Origin of the sequence: Kitasatospora sp. NPDC098663 (assembly GCF_044760075.1) — a bacterium.
Lineage (GTDB): Bacteria > Actinomycetota > Actinomycetes > Streptomycetales > Streptomycetaceae > Kitasatospora.
This window is the reverse complement of record NZ_JBIWAP010000015.1, coordinates 50027-69238: the sequence shown is the minus strand read 5'-3', so window position 1 is coordinate 69238 and position 19212 is coordinate 50027. Positions and strand designations below refer to the sequence as shown.

General features: G+C 75.4%; 9 protein-coding genes. 7 read left to right on the top strand and 2 right to left on the bottom strand.

Features of this window, described 5'->3' with window-relative positions; translation table 11 throughout:
- Positions 1 to 5 precede the first annotated feature (5 nt).
- On the top strand, positions 6 to 200 hold the full coding sequence (locus ACIQVZ_RS18415; protein ID WP_402451120.1) for a hypothetical protein: 195 nt from the start codon (positions 6 to 8) through the stop codon (positions 198 to 200).
- A gap of 84 nt (positions 201 to 284) precedes the next feature.
- Here the strand turns inward: ACIQVZ_RS18415 and ACIQVZ_RS18410 are convergent, their stop codons facing one another.
- Positions 285 to 461 (bottom strand): antitoxin, encoded by a 177-nt coding sequence (locus ACIQVZ_RS18410; RefSeq protein ID WP_350881782.1) that lies wholly within the window; start codon positions 459 to 461, stop codon positions 285 to 287.
- A 285-nt stretch (positions 462 to 746) separates the two neighbouring features.
- Between ACIQVZ_RS18410 and ACIQVZ_RS18405 the strand changes: the two genes are divergently transcribed.
- A complete protein-coding gene (locus tag ACIQVZ_RS18405; protein ID WP_402451283.1) occupies positions 747 to 2246 on the top strand; it encodes a M28 family peptidase in 1500 nt (499 codons plus the stop codon).
- Positions 2247 to 2584: 338 nt separating this feature from the next.
- On the top strand, positions 2585 to 3991 hold the full coding sequence (gene lpdA / locus ACIQVZ_RS18400) for a dihydrolipoyl dehydrogenase (RefSeq protein WP_402451117.1): 1407 nt from the start codon (positions 2585 to 2587) through the stop codon (positions 3989 to 3991).
- A gap of 95 nt (positions 3992 to 4086) precedes the next feature.
- On the opposite strand, the gene ACIQVZ_RS18395 is transcribed toward lpdA, so the two are convergent.
- Positions 4087 to 5673, bottom strand: a complete 1587-nt coding sequence (locus ACIQVZ_RS18395) for an MFS transporter (protein ID WP_402451115.1) — start codon at positions 5671 to 5673, stop codon at positions 4087 to 4089.
- A gap of 114 nt (positions 5674 to 5787) precedes the next feature.
- Between ACIQVZ_RS18395 and ACIQVZ_RS18390 the strand changes: the two genes are divergently transcribed.
- The 4 genes from ACIQVZ_RS18390 (at position 5788) to ACIQVZ_RS18375 (ending at position 19190) form a co-directional block, all read left to right on the top strand.
- Positions 5788 to 6657: a helix-turn-helix transcriptional regulator gene (locus tag ACIQVZ_RS18390; RefSeq protein WP_402451114.1), complete on the top strand. Its 870-nt coding sequence runs from the start codon at positions 5788 to 5790 to the stop codon at positions 6655 to 6657.
- 462 nt (positions 6658 to 7119) lie between these two features.
- Positions 7120 to 10335: an amino acid adenylation domain-containing protein gene (locus ACIQVZ_RS18385; RefSeq protein WP_402451113.1), complete on the top strand. Its 3216-nt coding sequence runs from the start codon at positions 7120 to 7122 to the stop codon at positions 10333 to 10335.
- A 63-nt stretch (positions 10336 to 10398) separates the two neighbouring features.
- Positions 10399 to 15957 (top strand): amino acid adenylation domain-containing protein, encoded by a 5559-nt coding sequence (locus ACIQVZ_RS18380; RefSeq protein WP_402451111.1) that lies wholly within the window; start codon positions 10399 to 10401, stop codon positions 15955 to 15957.
- On the top strand, positions 15954 to 19190 hold the full coding sequence (locus ACIQVZ_RS18375) for an amino acid adenylation domain-containing protein (RefSeq protein WP_402451108.1): 3237 nt from the start codon (positions 15954 to 15956) through the stop codon (positions 19188 to 19190). Before ACIQVZ_RS18380 ends, ACIQVZ_RS18375 begins: the two co-directional genes overlap by 4 nt.
- Positions 19191 to 19212 lie beyond the last annotated feature (22 nt).

Below are 19212 nucleotides of genomic sequence, written 5' to 3'. Positions count from 1 at the left end.
GAGGCATGGACGAAGGCGGAGAGGCGGCCTGCTGGCTGGACCGGGTCTGCCCGGAGTGCGGACGCCTGCGCGAGCGGCCCGGACCGCAACCGTGCGAGAACTGCGGGACCGGCGGCACGAACGGCGAGGCGGGGGCGCGGCAGCCCGCCGCCGGGGCCGCGCCGGAGCAGGACGGCTCGGCGCCTGCTCGGAACAGCTGAACGACAGCCCGGAACGGCTGGGCCCCGGTGCGGCCGGGCGGGCCTGACCGGGACCGCAGGCGTACGGCGGGGTTCGGTCTGGTACTACTGCGGCGGCTGGTCGCGGAACTGGTTCTTCGCCTGCTCCTGGGCGGCGTCCACCTGGCTGCTGTACTTGCCCTGGGTGCGCTCGTCGACGGCGTCCCCCGCCTTGTCGACGGCCCTGTCGGCCTGGTCCTCGTGGCCCTTCAGCAGGCCCTTGAGCTTATCCAACATGGACATCTGGTCACGCTCCTGGAAGAGACGGCCCCACTCCTCCAGGATCACCGCCTCCGCCGCCGTCCGCATCCCGCGGCCGCGCGGCGGCCTTGGCAACGTGATGCCGGTCATGTCAAATCGGGAGTTCACGGACCGCCGGAAGGAATCGCCTTGAAGCCCCGATCCCGCCGCCTGACCTCCCTGCCCCTCCGCCCGACCAGCCCGCTCGACCAGTCCACCCCGATACCGCGCCAGCAGCGCCGGGACCAGCGCCCGCGCACTGCCACCGTCCGGAGCGCGGGCGCCGTCCTGACCGTCGCCGCCGTGGCCGCCCCGCTGCTGCTGGCCGGGGCCGGCGGCGCGGCCGCCGACCCGGACCCGGCGCGCAGAGGCGAGAGGCTCGCCGCGCGCCTGGTCGAGGCCGCCGACGCCGAGAGCGCCCACGACACCCTGGCCGTGCTCCAGCGGATCGCCGACCGCAACGGCGGCACCCGGGTGGCCGGTTCGAAGGGGCACGACGAGTCCGCGCGCTACGTCTACGAGCAGGCCCGCCGGGCCGGGCTGAAGGTGTCCCGGCAGGAGTTCGAGTACACCTTCTTCGAGGCCCGCTCGGAGCGGCTGCAGGTGCTGTCCCCGCAGGCCGAGAGCATCCCGCTGATCGCCATGACGTACTCGCTCGGCGGTCCGGACGCGGGCCTGAACGCCGACCTGGCGGTCGCCCCGGTCAGCGCCGCGACCGGCTGCGCGCCCACCGACTACCCGGCCGGCGCGTTCACCGGCCGGATCGCGCTGATCCAGCGCGGCGGCTGCGGCTTCGCCGTCAAGCAGGCGGCGGCCGCGACAGCCGGTGCGGTGGGCGCGATCATCTACAACAACACCGACGGCGACCTCAACGGCACGCTCGGGGACCCGGCGGCCGGCAGGATCCCCGTCGGCGGGATCACCCGGGCCGCCGGGGAGGCGCTGGCCGCTAAGGCCGCCGCCGGCCAGGTCCGGCTGGACCTCGACATCCGCACCTTCATGGAGCCGCGCAAGACCTGGAACGTCATCGCCGAGACCAGGGGCGGCGACCCGGCCGACACCGTGATGGTCGGGGCGCACCTGGACTCCGTCGCGGCCGGGCCCGGCATCAACGACAACGGCTCCGGTGCGGCGGGCATCCTGGAGGTCGCGCGCAACCTGACCGTCCACCCGGTGAAGAACAAGGTCAGGTTCGCCTGGTGGTCCGCCGAGGAGTTCGGCCTCAAGGGTTCGGAGGCGTACGTGAAGTCGCTCTCCGAGGCGGACCGGAAGAAGATCAGGCTCTACCTCAACTTCGACATGATCGCCTCTCCCAACTACGCGCAGTTCGTCTACGACGGCTCGGGCAGCACCGGCGGCGGCGCCGGCCCCGAGGGCTCGGCGCAGATCGAGCGGGACCTCACCGGCTACCTGGACGGCCGGGGCCTGCCGCACGAGCCGACCGCCTTCAACGGCCGCTCCGACTACGGCCCGTTCATCGACGCGGGCATCCCGGCCGGTGGCACCGACACCGGCGCCGAGGTGGTCAAGTCGCCGGCCCAGGAGGACCGTTACGGCGGCACGGCGGGTGTGGCCTTCGACGCCTGCTACCACAAGGCCTGCGACGGCCTGAAGAACATCGACATGGACGCCTTCGACGTCAACATCGACGTGATCGCCCACGCCGTCGGCACCTACGCCTGGGACCTCTCCTCGCTGAACCGGCCCGTGCCGCCGCAGCACCCCGCCGGCCAGGCGGGTGGCGGCGGCGGTATGAGCGGGGGCCACGCCCACGAGGTGACGGCCTGACGCCCGGGTGGGCCCGCTGCCGTCCTCGGGCGGCGGGCCCACCCGCCCCATCCGCCGGCTCCGCCGCGCTCGTCCGCCATTCGGCCCCTCCTCCCGCTCGCACCCCCGGCCCTCGGACCGGCCCTCGGACCGGGCCTCGCCCCGGACCTCACCCGGGCCCCGCCCCTGACCGGCCAGGTTGCGAGCACCGTAGCCGAGGGCACTGACAATCCGGCCCCGGGCCGGGTACGGTGCCGCGCGGAGCGCATCCGCCGAGACCCGGTGGGTGCGTCGAACCCGGTCCTGACACCATGGGACCGAGATCACGAGACCGTGACACCCTCGGAGGAGTCAGCAACATGAGCACGCACTACGACGTCGTCGTCCTCGGCGCCGGCCCCGGCGGCTACACCGCAGCCGTCCGCTCCGCTCAGCTCGGCCTGAAGACCGCCGTCATCGAGGCCAAGTACTGGGGCGGCGTCTGCCTGAACGTCGGCTGCATCCCCTCCAAGGCCCTGCTGCGCAACGCCGAGCTCGCCCACATCTTCACCAAGGAGGCCAAGACCTTCGGCATCAAGGTCGAGGGCCAGGTGACCTTCGACTTCGGCGAGGCCTTCCGCCGCAGCCGCTCGGTGGCCGACGGCCGGGTCAAGGGCGTCCACTACCTGATGAAGAAGAACGGCATCACCGAGTACGACGGCTGGGGCACCTTCGTCGACGACCACACCCTCCAGGTCGCGCTCAGCGGCGGCGGCTTCGACGTCGTCACCTTCGACCACTGCGTCATCGCCACCGGTGCCACCACCCGGCTGCTGCCCGGCACCAGCCTGAGCGACCGCGTGGTCACCTACGAGGAGCAGATCCTCACCGAGCAGCTGCCGGAGAGCATCATCATCGCGGGCGCCGGCGCGATCGGCGTCGAGTTCGCGTACGTGCTGCACAACTACGGCGTGAAGGTCACCATCGTCGAGTTCCTGGACCGCGTGGTGCCGCTGGAGGACGTCGAGGTCTCCACCGAACTGGCCAAGCAGTACCGCAAGCTCGGCATCGAGGTGCTCACCTCCACCCGGGTCGAGTCGATCGACGACAGCGACCCGAACGCCAAGGTCAAGGTCACCGTCACCAGGGACGGCCGGCAGCAGGTGCTGGAGGCCGACAAGGTGCTCCAGGCGATCGGCTTCGCGCCGCGCGTCAACGGCTACGGCCTGGAGAACGCGGGCGTCAAGCTGACCGACCGCGGCGCCATCGCGGTGGACGGCCGCGGCCGCACCAGCGCCGGGCACATCTTCGCGATCGGCGACGTGACGGCCAAGCTGATGCTCGCGCACGCCGCCGAGACGATGGCCGTGATCGCCGCCGAGACCATCGGCGGGGTGGAGACCATGGAGGTCGACTTCGCCATGATCCCGCGCGCCACCTACTGCCAGCCGCAGATCGCCTCCTTCGGCTACACGGAGGCTCAGGCCCGCGAGCTGGGCCACGACGTCAAGGTCGCCAAGTTCCCGTTCACCGCCAACGGCAAGGCGCACGGCCTCGGCCACCCGATCGGCTTCGTCAAGGTCATCAGCGACGGCAAGCACGGCGAGCTGCTCGGCGCCCACCTGATCGGCCCCGAGGTCACCGAGCTGCTGCCCGAGCTGACCCTGGCCCAGCAGTGGGACCTCACCGTCCACGAGGTGGCCCGCAACGTGCACGCCCACCCCACCCTCGGCGAGGCGGTCAAGGAGGCCATCCACGGCCTCGCCGGCCACATGATCAACATGTGACGCGCACCGCATGACGGCAGGGCCCGCCCGACCTCCCGGGCGGGCCCCGCCGTTTTCCGGCGGCCCCGGGCCCCCGCCCCGGCTCCGACGGCAGGTCAGGCCGACTCGTCCGGCGCCAGGGCGAGGTAGGTGAGCACCGCGCCGAGGGCGGACAGCGCGGCGAGGGCCAGCCCGAGGACGTGCAGGGCGTCGGTGAACCCGGCGGCCAGGGCGGCCTGGTGCGCCGCGGCCACCCTGCCCTGGACGGCCTGTCCGGCGAGCTGCGCGGCCTCGTCGGCGGCGAGGCCGCTGCCGCCCAGGTGCGCGGCGGTCAGCGTGCTGAGCAGCGCGGCGGCCCCGGAGACGGCCACGGACTCCCCGGTGATCCGCATCGTGTTGAAGACGCCCGCGGCGGCCCCGGCGTGCTCGGCGGGGACGGTGCCGACGGCCGCGTCGTCCATCACCCCGAAGGCCAGTCCGACCCCGGCCCCGAACGGCAGCAGCGGCACCGCCAGCGCGAGCCACGACCCGTCGCCGCGCACCGTCACCAGCAGCAGGGAGCCCGCCGCGATCAGCGCGGAGGCGGCGGTCAGCACCGCCCGGACGGAGACGGCGGCGGCGAGGCGCCCGGCCACCAACGGCAGCAGGAGGACGGGCGCCGTCATCGGCAGCAGGAGCAGACCGCTGGTCAGGACACTCCTGCCGCCCACGCCCTGGAGGTAGGCCGGGAGGTAGACCAGCAGCACGACGAACCCCAGGGTGACGGTGAACGGCTGGCACACCACGGCGAGGAACTCGGGCCTGCGGAACAGCCGGACGTCGACCATGGCGCGCCCGGCCCGGCGGACCTCCACCCCGGCGAACAGGACCAGCAGCAGCACCGCGCCCGCCAGCGGCAGCAGCGTGCCCGGCGCCGTCCAGCCCGCGGTGCCGGCCTGCACGAGCGCGTACGACAGCGCGGCGAGCCCGCCGGTGAAGCAGACCACCCCGGGCAGGTCGATCCCGGGGTGGTCCGGGTTGCGGGACTCCGGGGCCCGGGTGGCGCACAGCCACGCGGGCAGGGCCAGGACGGCGACGAGCAGGAAGACCGACCGCCAGCCGGCCGCCTCCACCAGCAGGCCGGCGGCCGGCGGCCCGATCGCCAGGCCGGTGCCGAAGGAGGTGCCGAGGATCCCGAAGGCGAGTCGTCGGCGCCGCCCGGAGGTGGACTGGGCCAGGACCGCCGCGCCCGCCGCCAGCACGGCGGCCGCCCCGCACCCCTGCACCGCCCGGGCGGCGTCGGCCACGGCCATCGACGGCGCGAGCGCCACCACCGCGGACAGCGCGCCGACCAGCGCGATCCCCGACAGCAGCACGCGCCGCCGGCCGATCCGGTCCGCGAGGCCGCCGGCCGCCAGCGGCAGGGCGGCGAAGGTGAGGTTGAAGGCGTTCAGCATCCACTGGGCGGCGCCCACCGAGGAGCCCAGCTGCGCGGTCATGCTGGGCAGCGCCACGGCGGCCCCGGTCACCGAGAACGGCAGCATCATGCTGGCGCAGCCGACGGCGGTGACGGTCGCCCAGTAGCCGCCCGGACCGCCTTCGGTACGCGGTGGGGGAGCGGCCGTGCCCGCCGGGTGCTCGGTCCGGGGCGGCGCGGCGCGGCGGGCGCCTTCGGGACGGGCGCCGTCGGGACGGGCGTCGTCGAGGCGGGGAGAAACAGTCATGGCCCCGATCGTCGGCGGGCGCCGCCGTCGGATGAAGAGAGCCCCGTTCCCTGGGTGTGACAGGGCCACCCTCCGGCCCCCGCACCCCTGAGCGGGCGCCCCATACTGGAACGCATGGCCGAACCGATCACGCTCGCCGCCAGCCTCGGCGACTACCTGCGCACCCGGCGCGCGCTGGTGTCACCCGCGCAGGCGGGGCTGCCGCCGACCGGACGCCGCCGGGTGCCCGGCCTGCGGCGCGAGGAGGTCGCCGAACTGGTCGGCCTCAGCACCGACTACTACGTCCGGCTGGAACAGGGCCGCGCCGAGCGCCCGTCCGACGAGGTGCTCGACGCGCTCGGCCGCGCCCTGCGGCTCGGCCCCGCCGAGCGCGCCCACCTGTACGACCTGGCCCGCCCGCCCCGCCGCTCGGCGGCCAGGGCGGCGGGCGCCGGACGGGACGGCGACGCCCTGCGCCCCGCCCTGCGGTGGGTCGTGGAGGCGATGCCGACCACCCCCGCGCTGATCATGAACGACCGCAACGACGTCCTGGCGTGGAACCGGCTGGCCGCCGCGCTGATCGCCGACTTCCCCGAACTCCCGCCGCGTGAACGCAACCTGGCCCGCCGGATCTTCCTCGACCCGGGCGCGCCGGACGTCCACCTCGACTGGGAGGACACCGCGCGCACCACCGTCGGCATCCTGCGGATGGCCTCCGGCCGACAGCCGCACGACCCCGAACTCGTGCGCCTGATCGGCGAACTGGCACTCGGCAGCGCCGCCTTCCGCCGGCTGTGGGCCGGCCACCACGTGCACGAGAAGACCCACGGCCCCAAGCGCTTCCGGCACCCCGTGGTCGGCGAGGTGACGCTCGACTACGAGACCTTCCAGGCGCCCGGCGCCGCGCGCCACCTCCTGGTCGTCTACACGGCCGCCCCCGGGAGCCCGGCCGAGGAGGCGCTCGCCTTCCTCGGCGGCTTCGCGGCCGCCGCCCCGGGCAGGTGAGCCGGGGCCGCCCGGCCCGGCCTGAACCGCCGCAGGCCTGATCCGCTTCGGCCCTGAACCGCTCCGGGCCCGATCCGCTCCGACGCGGAGCCGCCTTCGTCGCCCCGCCGTGCATGGCGGGCTCATGGACGGAGTCGGAACGGCGGGATTCCCGCAGGCTGGGCGCGTACATGACGCCTGGTGGGGAGGGTGGAGAACCCTTGACGAGGGGTGGGTTCTCTGCGAATCTCTCGGCAGGTTTGGACCAAGGTCTTTTTCGCGGGGGAGAAGACCGGCTCCGGCCCGGGTGTGCGCAGGGGGGATCTGGGCGGCCGGGAGGGTGGGGGCCGGTGCGGCCGGTCGGCCGGCCAGGGGTGGGCCGGGCGGTATTCGGTGGCCGCGTCACCAGCGGATCCGTGGCGGCAGCGTCGCTGCCCGGTCGCGCGCCCCTCCCGTTTCGCCGACTGCCGAATCGAGCCGCAGATGCCTGAGTCGTTCCCCGTGCCCGCGTCGTCCTTCCAGCAGGGCATCTGGCTCACCGAGCAACTCGGGCCCGTGCACGGGGCGTTCCAGATGCCCGTCCGGATCTCCTTCGACCGGGTCGACGCCGGGGCGCTCGGCCGGGCGGTGTCCGCGCTGGCGGACCGTCACGGCGCGCTGTCCGCGGCGTTCGTGGAACGCGACGGCAAGGTCCTGCTGGAGCGGGGGCCCACCCCGGGCCTGGAGGTGGTCGACGCCTCCGGGGACCGCGTGGAGGACCTGGAGAAGCGGCTGGCCGAGGAGGTGGCGCGGCCGTTCGACCTGGCGGCCGGACCGCCGGCGCGGTTCACCCTCTACCGCTGCGGGGGCGGGGCGGCGGAACTGCTGATCGTCGTTCACCACGCGGTGTTCGACGGGGAGTCGAAGGACGTCCTGGTCGCGGGCCTCGCCGAGGCCTATGCCGAGGCCCGTGCCGACGGCGAGGCCCGTGTCGACGGCGAGGCCGCCACGCCGCCCTCCCTGTCCGCTCCGGCTTCTCCACCCGCCCCGCCCGCTCCGGAGCTGGTGCGCCGGGCCGCCGACTGGTACGGCCCGCGCTGGGCCGCCGCGACGGCGCCGGTGCTCCCCGGGCTGCGGCAGGCCGTCACGGCGGCGGGGCCGGGGGAGTCGATCGGCTGGCGGCTGGACGGTCCGGCCCGGGCGCGGCTGGCCGACGCGGCCGGGCGCAGCGGCGTCACCGTCTTCGAGTTCCTGCTCGCCGCGCTGCACGGGCTGCTGCTGCGCTACGGCGGCGAGGCCGTCCCGGTCTCCGTGCCGCTGTCCGTCCGGACGCCGGAACAGGCCGGTGAGCCGGGGCTGTTCGTCAACGAGCTGCCGGTCCACGCGCCGGCCGGGGCGAGCGTCCAGGACTCCTTCGCCGACTTCGCCCGGGCCGTCCGCGCCGAGGCGCGCGCCGGGTACCCGTTCCGTGCGGTGCCGTTCGGCGCGGCGGTGGGCGGGCTGACGGCCCGGGTCGGTCTGGCCCCGGTGTCGTTCGGGTACCGGCGTGCCCGGGGCGCCGACCCGGTGTTCCCGGACAGTGCCGCGCGCGTGGACCGGGCCGTGTTCAACGGCGCCGCCCGCAACACGCTCCACCTCCAGGTGGTCGACACCGCCGACACCCTGGACTGCTCCCTCCAGTACGCCCCGGCGGTCCTGCCGCCGGCTGCCGCCGAGCGCATCGCCGGGCACTACCGGGCGCTGCTCGACGCCGCGACGGCGCGGCCGCAGACGCCGCTGGGAGACCTCGCCCTGCTGGGCGAGGCCGAGCGGCGCCTGGTGACCACCGGGTGGAACGCCACCGCCCGCGCCTACCCGAGCGACCGTACGGTGCTGGACCTGGTGCGGGAGCGGGCCGCCGAGACACCGGACGCCCCCGCCGTCAGCGCCGCCACCGGGCGGCTGAGCTACCGGGACCTGGTCGCGCGGGTCGACGAAATGGCGGCGGTGCTGCGCGGGGCCGGGGTCGCGGCGGGCGACCTGGTCGCCCTGCACCTGGACCGCTCCGCCGACCTGCCGGCCGTGCTGCTCGCCGTGCACGCCGCCGGGGCCGCCTACCTTCCGCTCGATCCCGGCTATCCCGGCGAGCGGCTGGCGTACCTGTTGGCCGACTCGGGCGCCGTACTGCTGGTCACCGACCGGGAGCCCGCCCCGGAGCTGGCGGCGGCGGCGCCGGCCGTGCTCCGGCTCGGGACGGACCACCCGGCCCCAGCCCCGGACACGGCTCCAGTGGGGGCGCGGGGCGCCCTCGCCTACGTGCTGTACACCTCCGGCTCCACCGGGCGGCCGAAGGGCGTGGAGATCGGCCACCGGGCGCTGGTGAACCTGCTGGCCTCCTTCGCCGACCTGCTCGGCTCGGGGCCCCAGGACGTGTGGCTCGGGCTGACCTCGCTCTCCTTCGACATCTCCGGCCTGGAACTGCTGCTGCCGCTGACCACCGGCGGCCGCCTGGTGCTCGCACCGGACGGCGCCGCGCTGGACGGCCCGGGCCTGCGCGACCTGGTCCGTCGCGAGGGCGTGACCCACGTGCAGGCGACCCCCTCCGGCTGGCGGGTGCTGATCGGCGCCGGGACGCTGCCGCCGGGGCTGACCGCACTGGTCGGCGGCGAGGCGCTGCCGCTGTCGCTGGCCCGTGAACTGCGCGCCGGCGTCGACAGGTTGTTCAACGTCTACGGGCCCACCGAGACGACGATCTGGTCCACCTGCGCGGAGGTCCCGACCGAGCCGGAGGCCGTGCTGATCGGCCGGCCGATCGCCAACACCCGGGCGTACGTTCTGGACGCGGACCACCGGCCGCTGCCGGTCGGGGTGCCCGGCGAGCTCCACCTCGGGGGCGACGGCGTCGCGGAGGGCTACCGGGGCCGACCCGACCTGACCGCCGAGCGCTTCACCGCGGACCCGTTCGCCGACGCCCCGTTCGCCGACGCCCCGTTCGCCGACGCCCCGTCCGCCGACGCCCCGACCGCCGGCACCCCGACCGCCGACGGCCTGTCCGCCGAAGCCCCGGCCGCCGGCCACCGGATGTACCGCACCGGCGACCTCGCCGCCTGGACCGAGGACGGCGAACTGGCCTTCCACGGCCGGGCGGACGACCAGGTCAAGATCCGCGGCCACCGGATCGAACCCGGCGAGATCGAGGCGGCACTGCTGGAACACCCGGCGGTCGCCGAGGCGGCCGTCACGGTGCGAGAGGAGAGCCCGGGGGAACCCGAACCGGTCGGCTACCACGTCCCGGCGCCCGGTACCGGGCCGACGGGCGCCGCCGACCTGCGGGACCACCTGCTGCGCACCCTGCCCGCCGTCATGGTGCCCCGGCGGTTCGTGGCCCTGGACCGGCTGCCGCTCACCCCGAACGGCAAGCTCGACCGCCGCGCCCTGCCCGCTCCGCCGCCCGTGGCCCCCGCGGCCGGACCGCCCTCGGCCGCTCCCGGCGCTTCCCCGGCGGAGGCGGAGGTCCGCGACGACGTCGCCGAAGCCGTCCTGGCGATCTGGTCCGAGGTGCTGGGCCTGCCCGAAGTCGGCCCGGACGACGACCTCTTCGAGTTCGGCGGGCACTCCCTGACGATCATCCAGATCACCGCGCGGATCCGCGCCGCGCTCGGGGTGGAGCTCGACTTCGACCTGTTCTTCGACACCTCGACCCCGGCCGGGATCGCCGCGGCCGTCCGCGAGCGCCGCTGACCACGGGCGAGTCCCCCCGCGCTCCACCTCCCGCCCCCCGCTTCCCGCCCGAATGGACCGCCGATGACCGACATCCAGGACCCGCCCGCCGACTGGTCCGCCACCAAACGCGCCCTGCTCGCCCAGCGACTGCGCGGCGCCGCCGCACCCCGGCGCACCGTCGAGCCGCGCCCCGAGGGCAGCGCACCACCGCTGTCCAGCGGGCAGGAACGGCTCTGGTTCATGGACCAGTTCACACCGGGCGGGACGGCCTACGCGCTGGCGCCGGCCCGCCGGCTGCGCGGGCCGCTGGACCGCCCGGCGCTGGACCGCGCCCTGGCCGACCTGGTGAACCGCCACGAGGGCCTGCGGATGTCGTTCCCGACCACGGAGCACGGCACCGCCGAGGTCGCGATCGCCGAACCAGGCCCCTTCCCGGCCGAGTTCGTGGACGCGGCCGACGATCCGGACCCGCGGCGAAGAGCCGCCGACGAGATCGGCGCGCTGGTCGCCCGCCCCTTCGACCTGGCGCACGGCCCCCTCCTGCGGGCGCTGCTGGTCCGGCTCGCCGACGAGGACCACGTGCTCGCCCTGGTGATGCACCACATCGTCTGCGACGGCTGGTCCATCGACATCCTGAACCGCGAACTGGACGCGCTCTACGCCCAGCACGCCCACCGCACCCCCGCCGAACTCCCGGAGCTGCCCGTGCAGTTCGGCGACTACGCGTACTGGCAGCGGGAGCGGCTGGCCGGCGGCGCGCTGGCCGCCTCCCGGGACCACTGGCGTGCCGAACTCGCCGACGTCCCGGCACTGGAACTGCCCGTCGACCGCCCGCGTCCGCCGGTGCTCACCTTCGACGGCGCCGCCCTGGAACTGCACTGGAGTCCGGAGCTGGTGCGGGCCGTCGCCGAGTGCGCCCGCGCCCACGGGGCGTCGACGTACATGGTGCTGATGGCGGGCCTCCAGGTGCTGCTGGGGCGGCACTCCGGGCAGCGGGACTTCGCGGTCGGCTCGGCGGTGGCCGGTCGCCTCCACCGCGAACTGGAGGGCGTGGTCGGGGCGTTCGTCAACATGCTGCCGATCCGGGCCCGGCTGGAGCCGGGGCAGAGCTTCGCGGGCCTGATCGGGCGGGTGCGGGAGACGACGCTCGACGCCTACACCCACCAGGAGGTGCCGTTCGAGCAGATGGTGGCGGACCTGGACGTCGAACGGGACGTCAGCCGCTCGGCGGTGTTCCAGGTGACCTTCGCGTTCCAGAACTACGGGGACCGCGCCGCCTCCACCGCGCCCGCCGCGGCGGCGGAGGGGTTCGGCTACGAGGCCACCACGACCCACGCCGACCTCGCCCTCTACCTGCGGGAGAAGAAGGACGGCGGGCTCTACGGCCTGATCACCTACCGGACCGGCCTCTTCGAGGCCGACACCGTACGGCGGCTCGCCGAGCGCTTCGAGGTGCTGATGGCGGCGGCGACGGCGGATCCGGCGCAGCCCGTCGACGGCCTGCCCATGCTGACCGGGGCCGAGCGCCGGGACGTGGTCGAGCGCTGGGCGGCGGGCCCCGAACTGCCCGCGCCCGAGGCCGGTTCCGCAACGCTGACCGGACTGCTCGCCGAGGCGGCGCGCGGCGCGGGCGACCGCCCGGCCCTGGTCTTCGACGGCCGCACCCTCTCCTACCGCGAGCTCGAAGCCCGGGCCACCGCTCTGGCCCGCCGGCTGCGGGCGCTGGGCGTCGGCCCGGACGACCGGGTGGCGGTGTGCCTGGAGCAGTCCCCGGAACTGGCGGCGGCCCTGGTCGGCGTCCTGAAGGCCGGCGGCGGCTACCTGCCGCTGGACCCGGAACAGCCGCCCGCGCGGCTCTCCCACCTGGTGGCGGACGCGGGCGTGCGGGTGCTGGTCACGGACTCGCGGCTGCGGGCGGCGTTCGCCGGCTACGACGGCGCCGAGCTGCTCGTCGACCAGCAGCCGGTGGGCCATGATGAACTCCCACTGGACGAAGCCCCGTTGGCGGAGGCGTCCGGGCCGGACGACCTCGCCTACGTGATCTACACCTCCGGCTCGACCGGGCAGCCCAAGGGCGTGGCGGTGCAGCACCGCCAGATCCTCAACTACCTGGCCGGCGTGCGGGAACGCCTGCGGATCGAACCCGGTGCGGCCTACGGGCTGCTGCAGTCCCTGTCCTTCGACTTCAGCATCACCATGCTGTACCTGGCGCTGACCACGGGCGGCCGGGTGCACCTGCTGCCGCGCCGCATCGCCGGCGCCGAACTCGCCGAGCACATGGCGGAGTCGGGCATCGATTACCTCAAGATGACGCCGTCGCACCTGGCCGCGCTGACCGCCGACGTGGACGCGGAGCGGCTGCTCCCGCGCCGGGCCCTGGTGCTCGGCGGCGAGGCGTCGCCCTGGGCCTGGGCGGCGGACCTCGCCGGCCGGGGCCGCTGCGCCGTGTTCAACCACTACGGGCCGACCGAGGCGACGGTCGGCGTCACCGTCCACGAGGTCCTGCCGGGCCCGGCAGGACCCGGCAGCACACCGATCGGCACCCCGCTCGCGGGCGCCCGCTGCTACGTACTGGACGAGGCCCGCCGACCGGTGCCGCCCGGGGTGGTGGGCGAGCTCTACCTCGGCGGGGACCGGCTCGCCCGCGGCTACCTGGGCCGCCCCGACCTGACGGCGGAACGTTTCGTCGAGGACCCGTTCGCCGACGGGCGGATGTACCGTACCGGCGACCTGGCCCGCTGGCGGCCGGACGGCACGCTGGAGTACCTGGGCCGCGCCGACGACCAGATCAAGGTCCGCGGCTACCGGGTCGAGCCCGGCGAGATCGAGGCCGCGCTCACCGCGCTGCCCGGCATCACCCAGGCCCTCGTGACGCTCCGCGGCGAGGGCGTCCGCCAGAACCTCGTCGCCTACCTCGAACACCCCGGCGCCGCCCCCGCCCCGACACCCGCCGAACTGCGGGAGGCGCTGGGCGCCGTCCTGCCGGACTACCTCGTCCCGGCCCGCTACGTCGTCCTCGACGCGCTGCCCCTGCTGGCCCACGGCAAGGTCGACCGCAAGGCGCTGCCCGAACCCGAGGACCCGGCGCCGACCGGCGGACACGTCGAACCCGACGGCGAGGCCGAGACGGCGATCGCCGCGATCTGGGCCCAGGTGCTGGGCATCGAACGGGTCGGCGCGCTCGACGACTTCTTCGACCTCGGCGGCCACTCCCTGCTCGCCACCCAGGTCGTCGCCCGCCTGCGCCGGGCCTTCCCGGAGCTGCCCGCCCCCATCGGCGTGATGGACCTGTTCACCCACTCCACCGTCCGCCGGCTCGCCGCCCTGGTCGCCGACCCGACCGCCGAACGCGGCCCCGGCGGCCTGCTCCACCGGCTCACCCCGCCGAGGGCGCGCACCACCGCCAGTGTCATCTGCGCCCCCTACGGCGGCGGCAGCGCGCTCATCTACAAGCCGCTCGCCGACGCCCTGCCCGAGGACTGGGCGCTCTACTCCGTCGCCGTCCCGGGGCACGAACTCGGCGAGGAGGCGATGGACATCGACGAGGTCGCCGCGACCTGCGCCCGCGAGATCGTCGAGAACGTCCCCGGCCCGATCGTGCTGTACGGGCACTGCGGCGTCGGCGTCCGCCTGGCCGTCGAGATCGCCCGGCAGGTCGAGGCCGCCGGCCGGGAGATCGACGCCGTCCACCTCGGCGGCATCTTCCCCTTCGCCCGCCCCCGGGGCCGCGGCGCCGCCGTTGGCGAACGCTGGGCCGACCTCACCGACCGGCTGCGCAACGACCAGGGCATGATCAACGCGCTGGCCGCCGCCGGGCTGGACACCGACGAGGTCGACGCCGAGCAGCTGCGGCTGATCGTCCGCAACCGCCGCACCGGCACCAAGGACGCCGAACGCTACTTCACCCGGCTGTTCGACGGCGAGGACGGCCGGATCAGGGCCCCGATCATCGCCGTCTGCGGCGAGCGCGACCCGGCGACGGACTTCTACCAGGAGCGCTACCGGGAGTGGCACCGGCTCACCGACACCGCCGCGGTCGTCGTGCTCGACGAGGCCGGCCACTTCTACCTCAAGTACCGGGCCGCCGAACTCGCGGAGATCCTCACCCGCGTCCACCGCTCGATCGCCGACGGCCAGGAGGAACGGCACCACCGGAGCGACGGCGCGACCTGGTGGCTGGCCGGGCTCTCCCGGGGCGACGGCGCGCCACCGGCGGAGCAGGCCCCGCTGCGACCGACCATGCGCCGCTTCCTCACCGTCGCCTCCGGGCAGCAGGTGTCGATGATCGGATCGGCGCTCACCGAGTTCGCCCTCCCGGTCTGGATCTACCTGCGCACCGGCTCCCTGGCCCAGTTCGGGCTGCTGGCCGCCTGCGGACTCGTCCCCGGCATCCTCGCCGCGCCGATCGCGGGCGCCGTCGTCGACCGGGGCGACCGACGCCGGATCATGCTCTACGGCGACCTCGCCGCCGGCGCCACCCAGGCGCTGCTGCTCCTGCTCCACCTCACCGGAAGCCTCCAGGTCTGGCACGCCTACGTGCTCATCGGCGTGCTCTCCACCGCGCTCACCTTCCAACGGCTCGCCTGGAACGCCGCCGTGCCCCAACTCGTCCCCAAGCGCTACCTCGGCCGGGCCAACGGCCTGGTGCAGATGGCCTTCGGCCTCGCCCAGTTCCTCGTCCCGCTGTTCGCCGTCGGCCTGCTCGCCGCGATCGGGCTCGGCGGCATCCTCACCCTCGACGTCGTCAGCTACGGCGCCGCCCTCGCCGTCACCCTGGCGGTCCGCTTCCCCGACCTGATGGGCGCCAGCCGGCGCGAGAGCGTCTCCGCCGAGATCCGCGAGGGCTTCCGGCGGGCCCTCGGCAGCCGGCACTTCCGGGCCATGCTGCTGTTCTTCGCGGTGCTGAACATCTTCCTCTCCCCGCTGTTCCTGCTCACCACCCCGCTGGTGCTCTCCTTCGCCCCGCTCGCGGCGGCCGGCTGGGTGTCGACGGCGGCCGGCCTCGGGGCCGTGCTCGGCGGGCTCACCCTGCTCGCCTGGGGCGGGCCGCGCCACCAGCGGCTGCGCGGGGTGCTGCTCGCCACCCTGGCCCTGGCCGCGGCGTGCCTGGTCACCGGGCTGCGCCCGTCACTGGTCGTGGTCGCCCTCGGCGCGTTCGGCATGGCCTTCGGCCTGGCCCTGGTCAACGGCGTCTACGCGACCATCGTGCAGACCAAGGTGCCGCTGCGCTTCCACGGCCGGGTGATCGCCGTGAACACCATGGTCGCCTGGTCGACCCTGCCGGTCGGCTTCGCCCTGGTCGCCCCGCTCGGGCCCCGGCTGCTCCAGCCGCTGATGGACCACGACGGCGCCCTGGCCCCGACCGTGGGCCGGCTCATCGGCACCGGCGACGGCCGCGGCATCGGACTGCTCTACCTGCTGTTCGGCCTCGCGATGGCCGCCCTGGTGCTGGTCTGCCTGGCCGTGCCCGTGCTCCGGCACTTCGACCGGGACGTCCCCGACGCCGAGCCCGACGACCTGGTCGGGCTGAAGACCCTCCAGGACCGGGCCGCGACCGCTCCCGCCACCCCTGCTGCCCCCGCTGCTCCTGCCGCTTCTGCTGCCCCGCGCCGCTCCGAGACCGAGGTGACCGTCCGGTGACCACCGCCATCCACCCGCTGACCGACGAACAGCGCCGGCTCTGGTTCCTCCAGCAACTCCACCCGGACGACGCCGGTTTCAACATGTACCTCAACCGCCGGTGGACCGGGCCGATCGACCCGGAGGCCCTGCGCACCGCGCTGCACCGGCTGACGGTGCGGCACGAGATCCTGCGCACCCGCTTCGCGCTCGGCGCCGCCGCAGGGCCAGGAGCCGCGGACGGGGAGGAGCCCGTCCAACTCGTCCAGCCCCCGGCCGAGATCGACCTCGCCCTGGTCCGGCTTCCCGAGGGCGCGGCCGAGGCCGAGTTCACCGACGCCTGCCGCCCGTACGTCAACGCGCCCTTCGACCTCGCCGCCGGGCCGCCGCTGCGGGCGGCGCTGATCAGCGCGGGGGACGGGGAACACGCGCTCTGCGTCGTCGTCCACCACATCGTGTCGGACGGCTGGTCGTTCCGGACGATGTGGCGTGAACTGCTCGCCCTCTACCGCGAGGCGATCGGCGAGGCCCCCGCCGAACTTCCGGAACTCCCGCTCCAGTACGGCGACTTCGCCCGGGCCGAGCAGGCCAGGACGGCCGGCGGGGCGGGTGAGGAGGCGTTCCGCTACTGGGCGGAGCGACTGGCCGGCACCGGCGCGCTGCGCCTTCCCCTCGACCACCCGAGGCCGGCCGAACCGGCCCGGCCCGCCGGGTTCACCACCGTCCGCCTCGACCCCGAACTGACCAGCGCCCTCGACCGGTTGGCGCGACAGGAGCGGTGCACCCCGTTCATGGTGCTGCTGGCCGGCTACCAGTACGTGCTCGCGCGCTGGACCGGCTGCCGGGACTTCGTGGTCGGCACCCCGCTGGCCGGCCGCAACGAGGCCGCGCACGAGGCGCTGCTCGGCTACTTCAGCCGGACGGCGGTGATCCGGGCCGACCTCACCGGCGACCCCGACACCGGGGACCCCGACTTCCGCACCGTGCTGCGGCGTACCCGCTCGGCCACGCTCGCCGCCCTGGGCCACCAGGACGTGCCCGTCGAACGGCTCGCCGGCCACCTCGGCCTGCCCGCGGAGCCCGGCGCCGGACCGCTGTACCGGGCCGTCTTCGTCCACCAGAGCCAGTACGACCTGGCGGCCGGCCCCGGCGCGCCCGCGCTGCCCGCAGGCGTCCGCACCGCGAGCATGGACTCCGGCTTCGAGCAGGCCAAGACCGACCTGCTGCTGGACAGTTGGCGCACCGCCGACGGCGGGATCGCGCTGTCCTTCTGCTTCGACCGCGAGGTGCTGGACCGGGAGACCGTCGAGGCCCTCGGCCGGCGGTGCCGCGCCCTGTTCGCCCGGGTGGTCGACGACCCGCAGCTCGCGCTGCACGGGGACTGGCTGGTCGGGCCCGAGGAGCGGGCGGAACTGCTCGCACTCGGGGCGGGCCCGGCGGCCCGGGAGGCCCGGACGGTGCTGGAGCGGTTCGCCGAGCAGGCCGCCGCCCGCCCGGACGCCCCGGCGCTGGAGTGCGACGGCCGCAGCCTGACCTACGGCGAACTCGACCGGCGCTCCAGCGCGTTGGCGAGGCGGCTCGGCCGGGTGGCGGGCCGGGTCGTCGCGGTGTCGATGCCGCCCTCCTTCGACCTGGTCGTCGCCCTGACCGCGATCTGGAAGGCCGGCGCCGCCTACCTGCCGCTCGATCCGGCCCACCCCGAGGAACGCCGCCGACTGATGGTGCGCGAGGCCGACGCCGCCCTGGTCCTCACCGGCGTCGACCCGACGGCGGACGGCCCCGGGCCCGACGGCCCCGACCCCGCCGACCTCGGGCACGCCGAACCGGTCCCGTCGGACCCCTGGGGCCCGGCCTACGTGCTCTACACCTCCGGCTCCACCGGCGCGCCCAAGGCCGTCGCCGTCGACCACGCCGCGCTCGCCGCGCGGGTGGCGTGGATGGCCGGGCCCGACGGCTACGCGCTCGGACCAGCCGACCGGATCGTCCAGTTCGCCTCGCTCGGCTTCGACACCCACGTCGAGGAGCTCTGGCCCGCGCTCGCCTCCGGGGCCTGCGTCGTCCTGCTGCCCGGCGGCGGCCGCACCCTGCCCGACCTGCTGGGCGGCCCGCACGGCGACACCGTCACCGTGCTCGACCTGCCCACGGCCTACTGGGAGGAACTCGTCGGCCTCGGCGAGCAGACCCGCTGGCCGGCCGCGCTGCGCCTGCAGATCCTCGGCGGCTCCCAGGTGGGCGCGGACGCCGTCGGCCGGTGGCGGCAGCGGCACGGCGACGCCGTCCGGCTGGTCAACACCTACGGCCCCACCGAGGCCACCGTCATCGTCACCGCGACCGACCTGACCGCCGCGGACACCGCCCGCCGGCCCGCGCTGGGCCGCCCGCTGCCCGGCGTCCGGCTCCACGTGCTGGACGAGCGCGGTGCCCTGCTGCCGCGCGGCTCCGAGGGCGAGCTGTACCTCGGCGGCGCCGGGCTGGCCCGCGGCTACCTGGGCCGGCCCGACCTGACGGCGGCCGCCTTCGTGCCCGACCCGTTCACCGCCGACCCGTTCACCGCCGACCCGTCGACCGGAGACCCGCTCAGCGGCGGCCGGATGTACCGCACCGGCGACCGGGTCCGCTGGCGCACGGACGGGCAGCTGGAGTACCTGGGGCGCGGCGACGGCCAGCTGAAGCTGCGCGGCTACCGGATCGAACCCGCCGAGATCGAGTCCGCCCTGACCGCGCACCCGGCCGTCGCCCAGGCCGCGGTGCTGCTGCGCGACGGGCGGCGGCTGCTGGCGTACGCGGTGCCCCGCCCGGGCGTCCGGCCCGGTCCGGCGGAACTGCGCGAGCACCTGGCCCGGCGGCTGCCCACCTATCTGGTGCCGGACGCCGTGGTGCTGCTGGACCGGCTGCCGCTGACCGCGAACGGCAAGCCCGACCCGGCGGCCCTGCCCGACCCCGAACCGGCCGCGGCGGCCCGCTACCTCGCGCCGCGCACCGACGCCGAACACCTGGTCACCGACCTGTGGCAGGAGGTGCTGGGCGTGCCCAGGGTCGGGGTGCTCGACGACTTCTTCGCGCTCGGCGGGGACTCCCTGCTGGTCACCCGGGTCGCCGCCCGGATCCGGGCGGGGCTCGGCCTCGACGTGCCGATCCGGGACGTCTTCGAGAGCAGCACCCCGGCCGTCCTGGCGGCCCGGATCGAGGCACTGCTGATCGCCGAGATCGACGGCCTCACCGAGGCGGAGGCCGCCGGCCGGCTCACCGGCTGAGGGCGCGGTCGACGGCACCCCC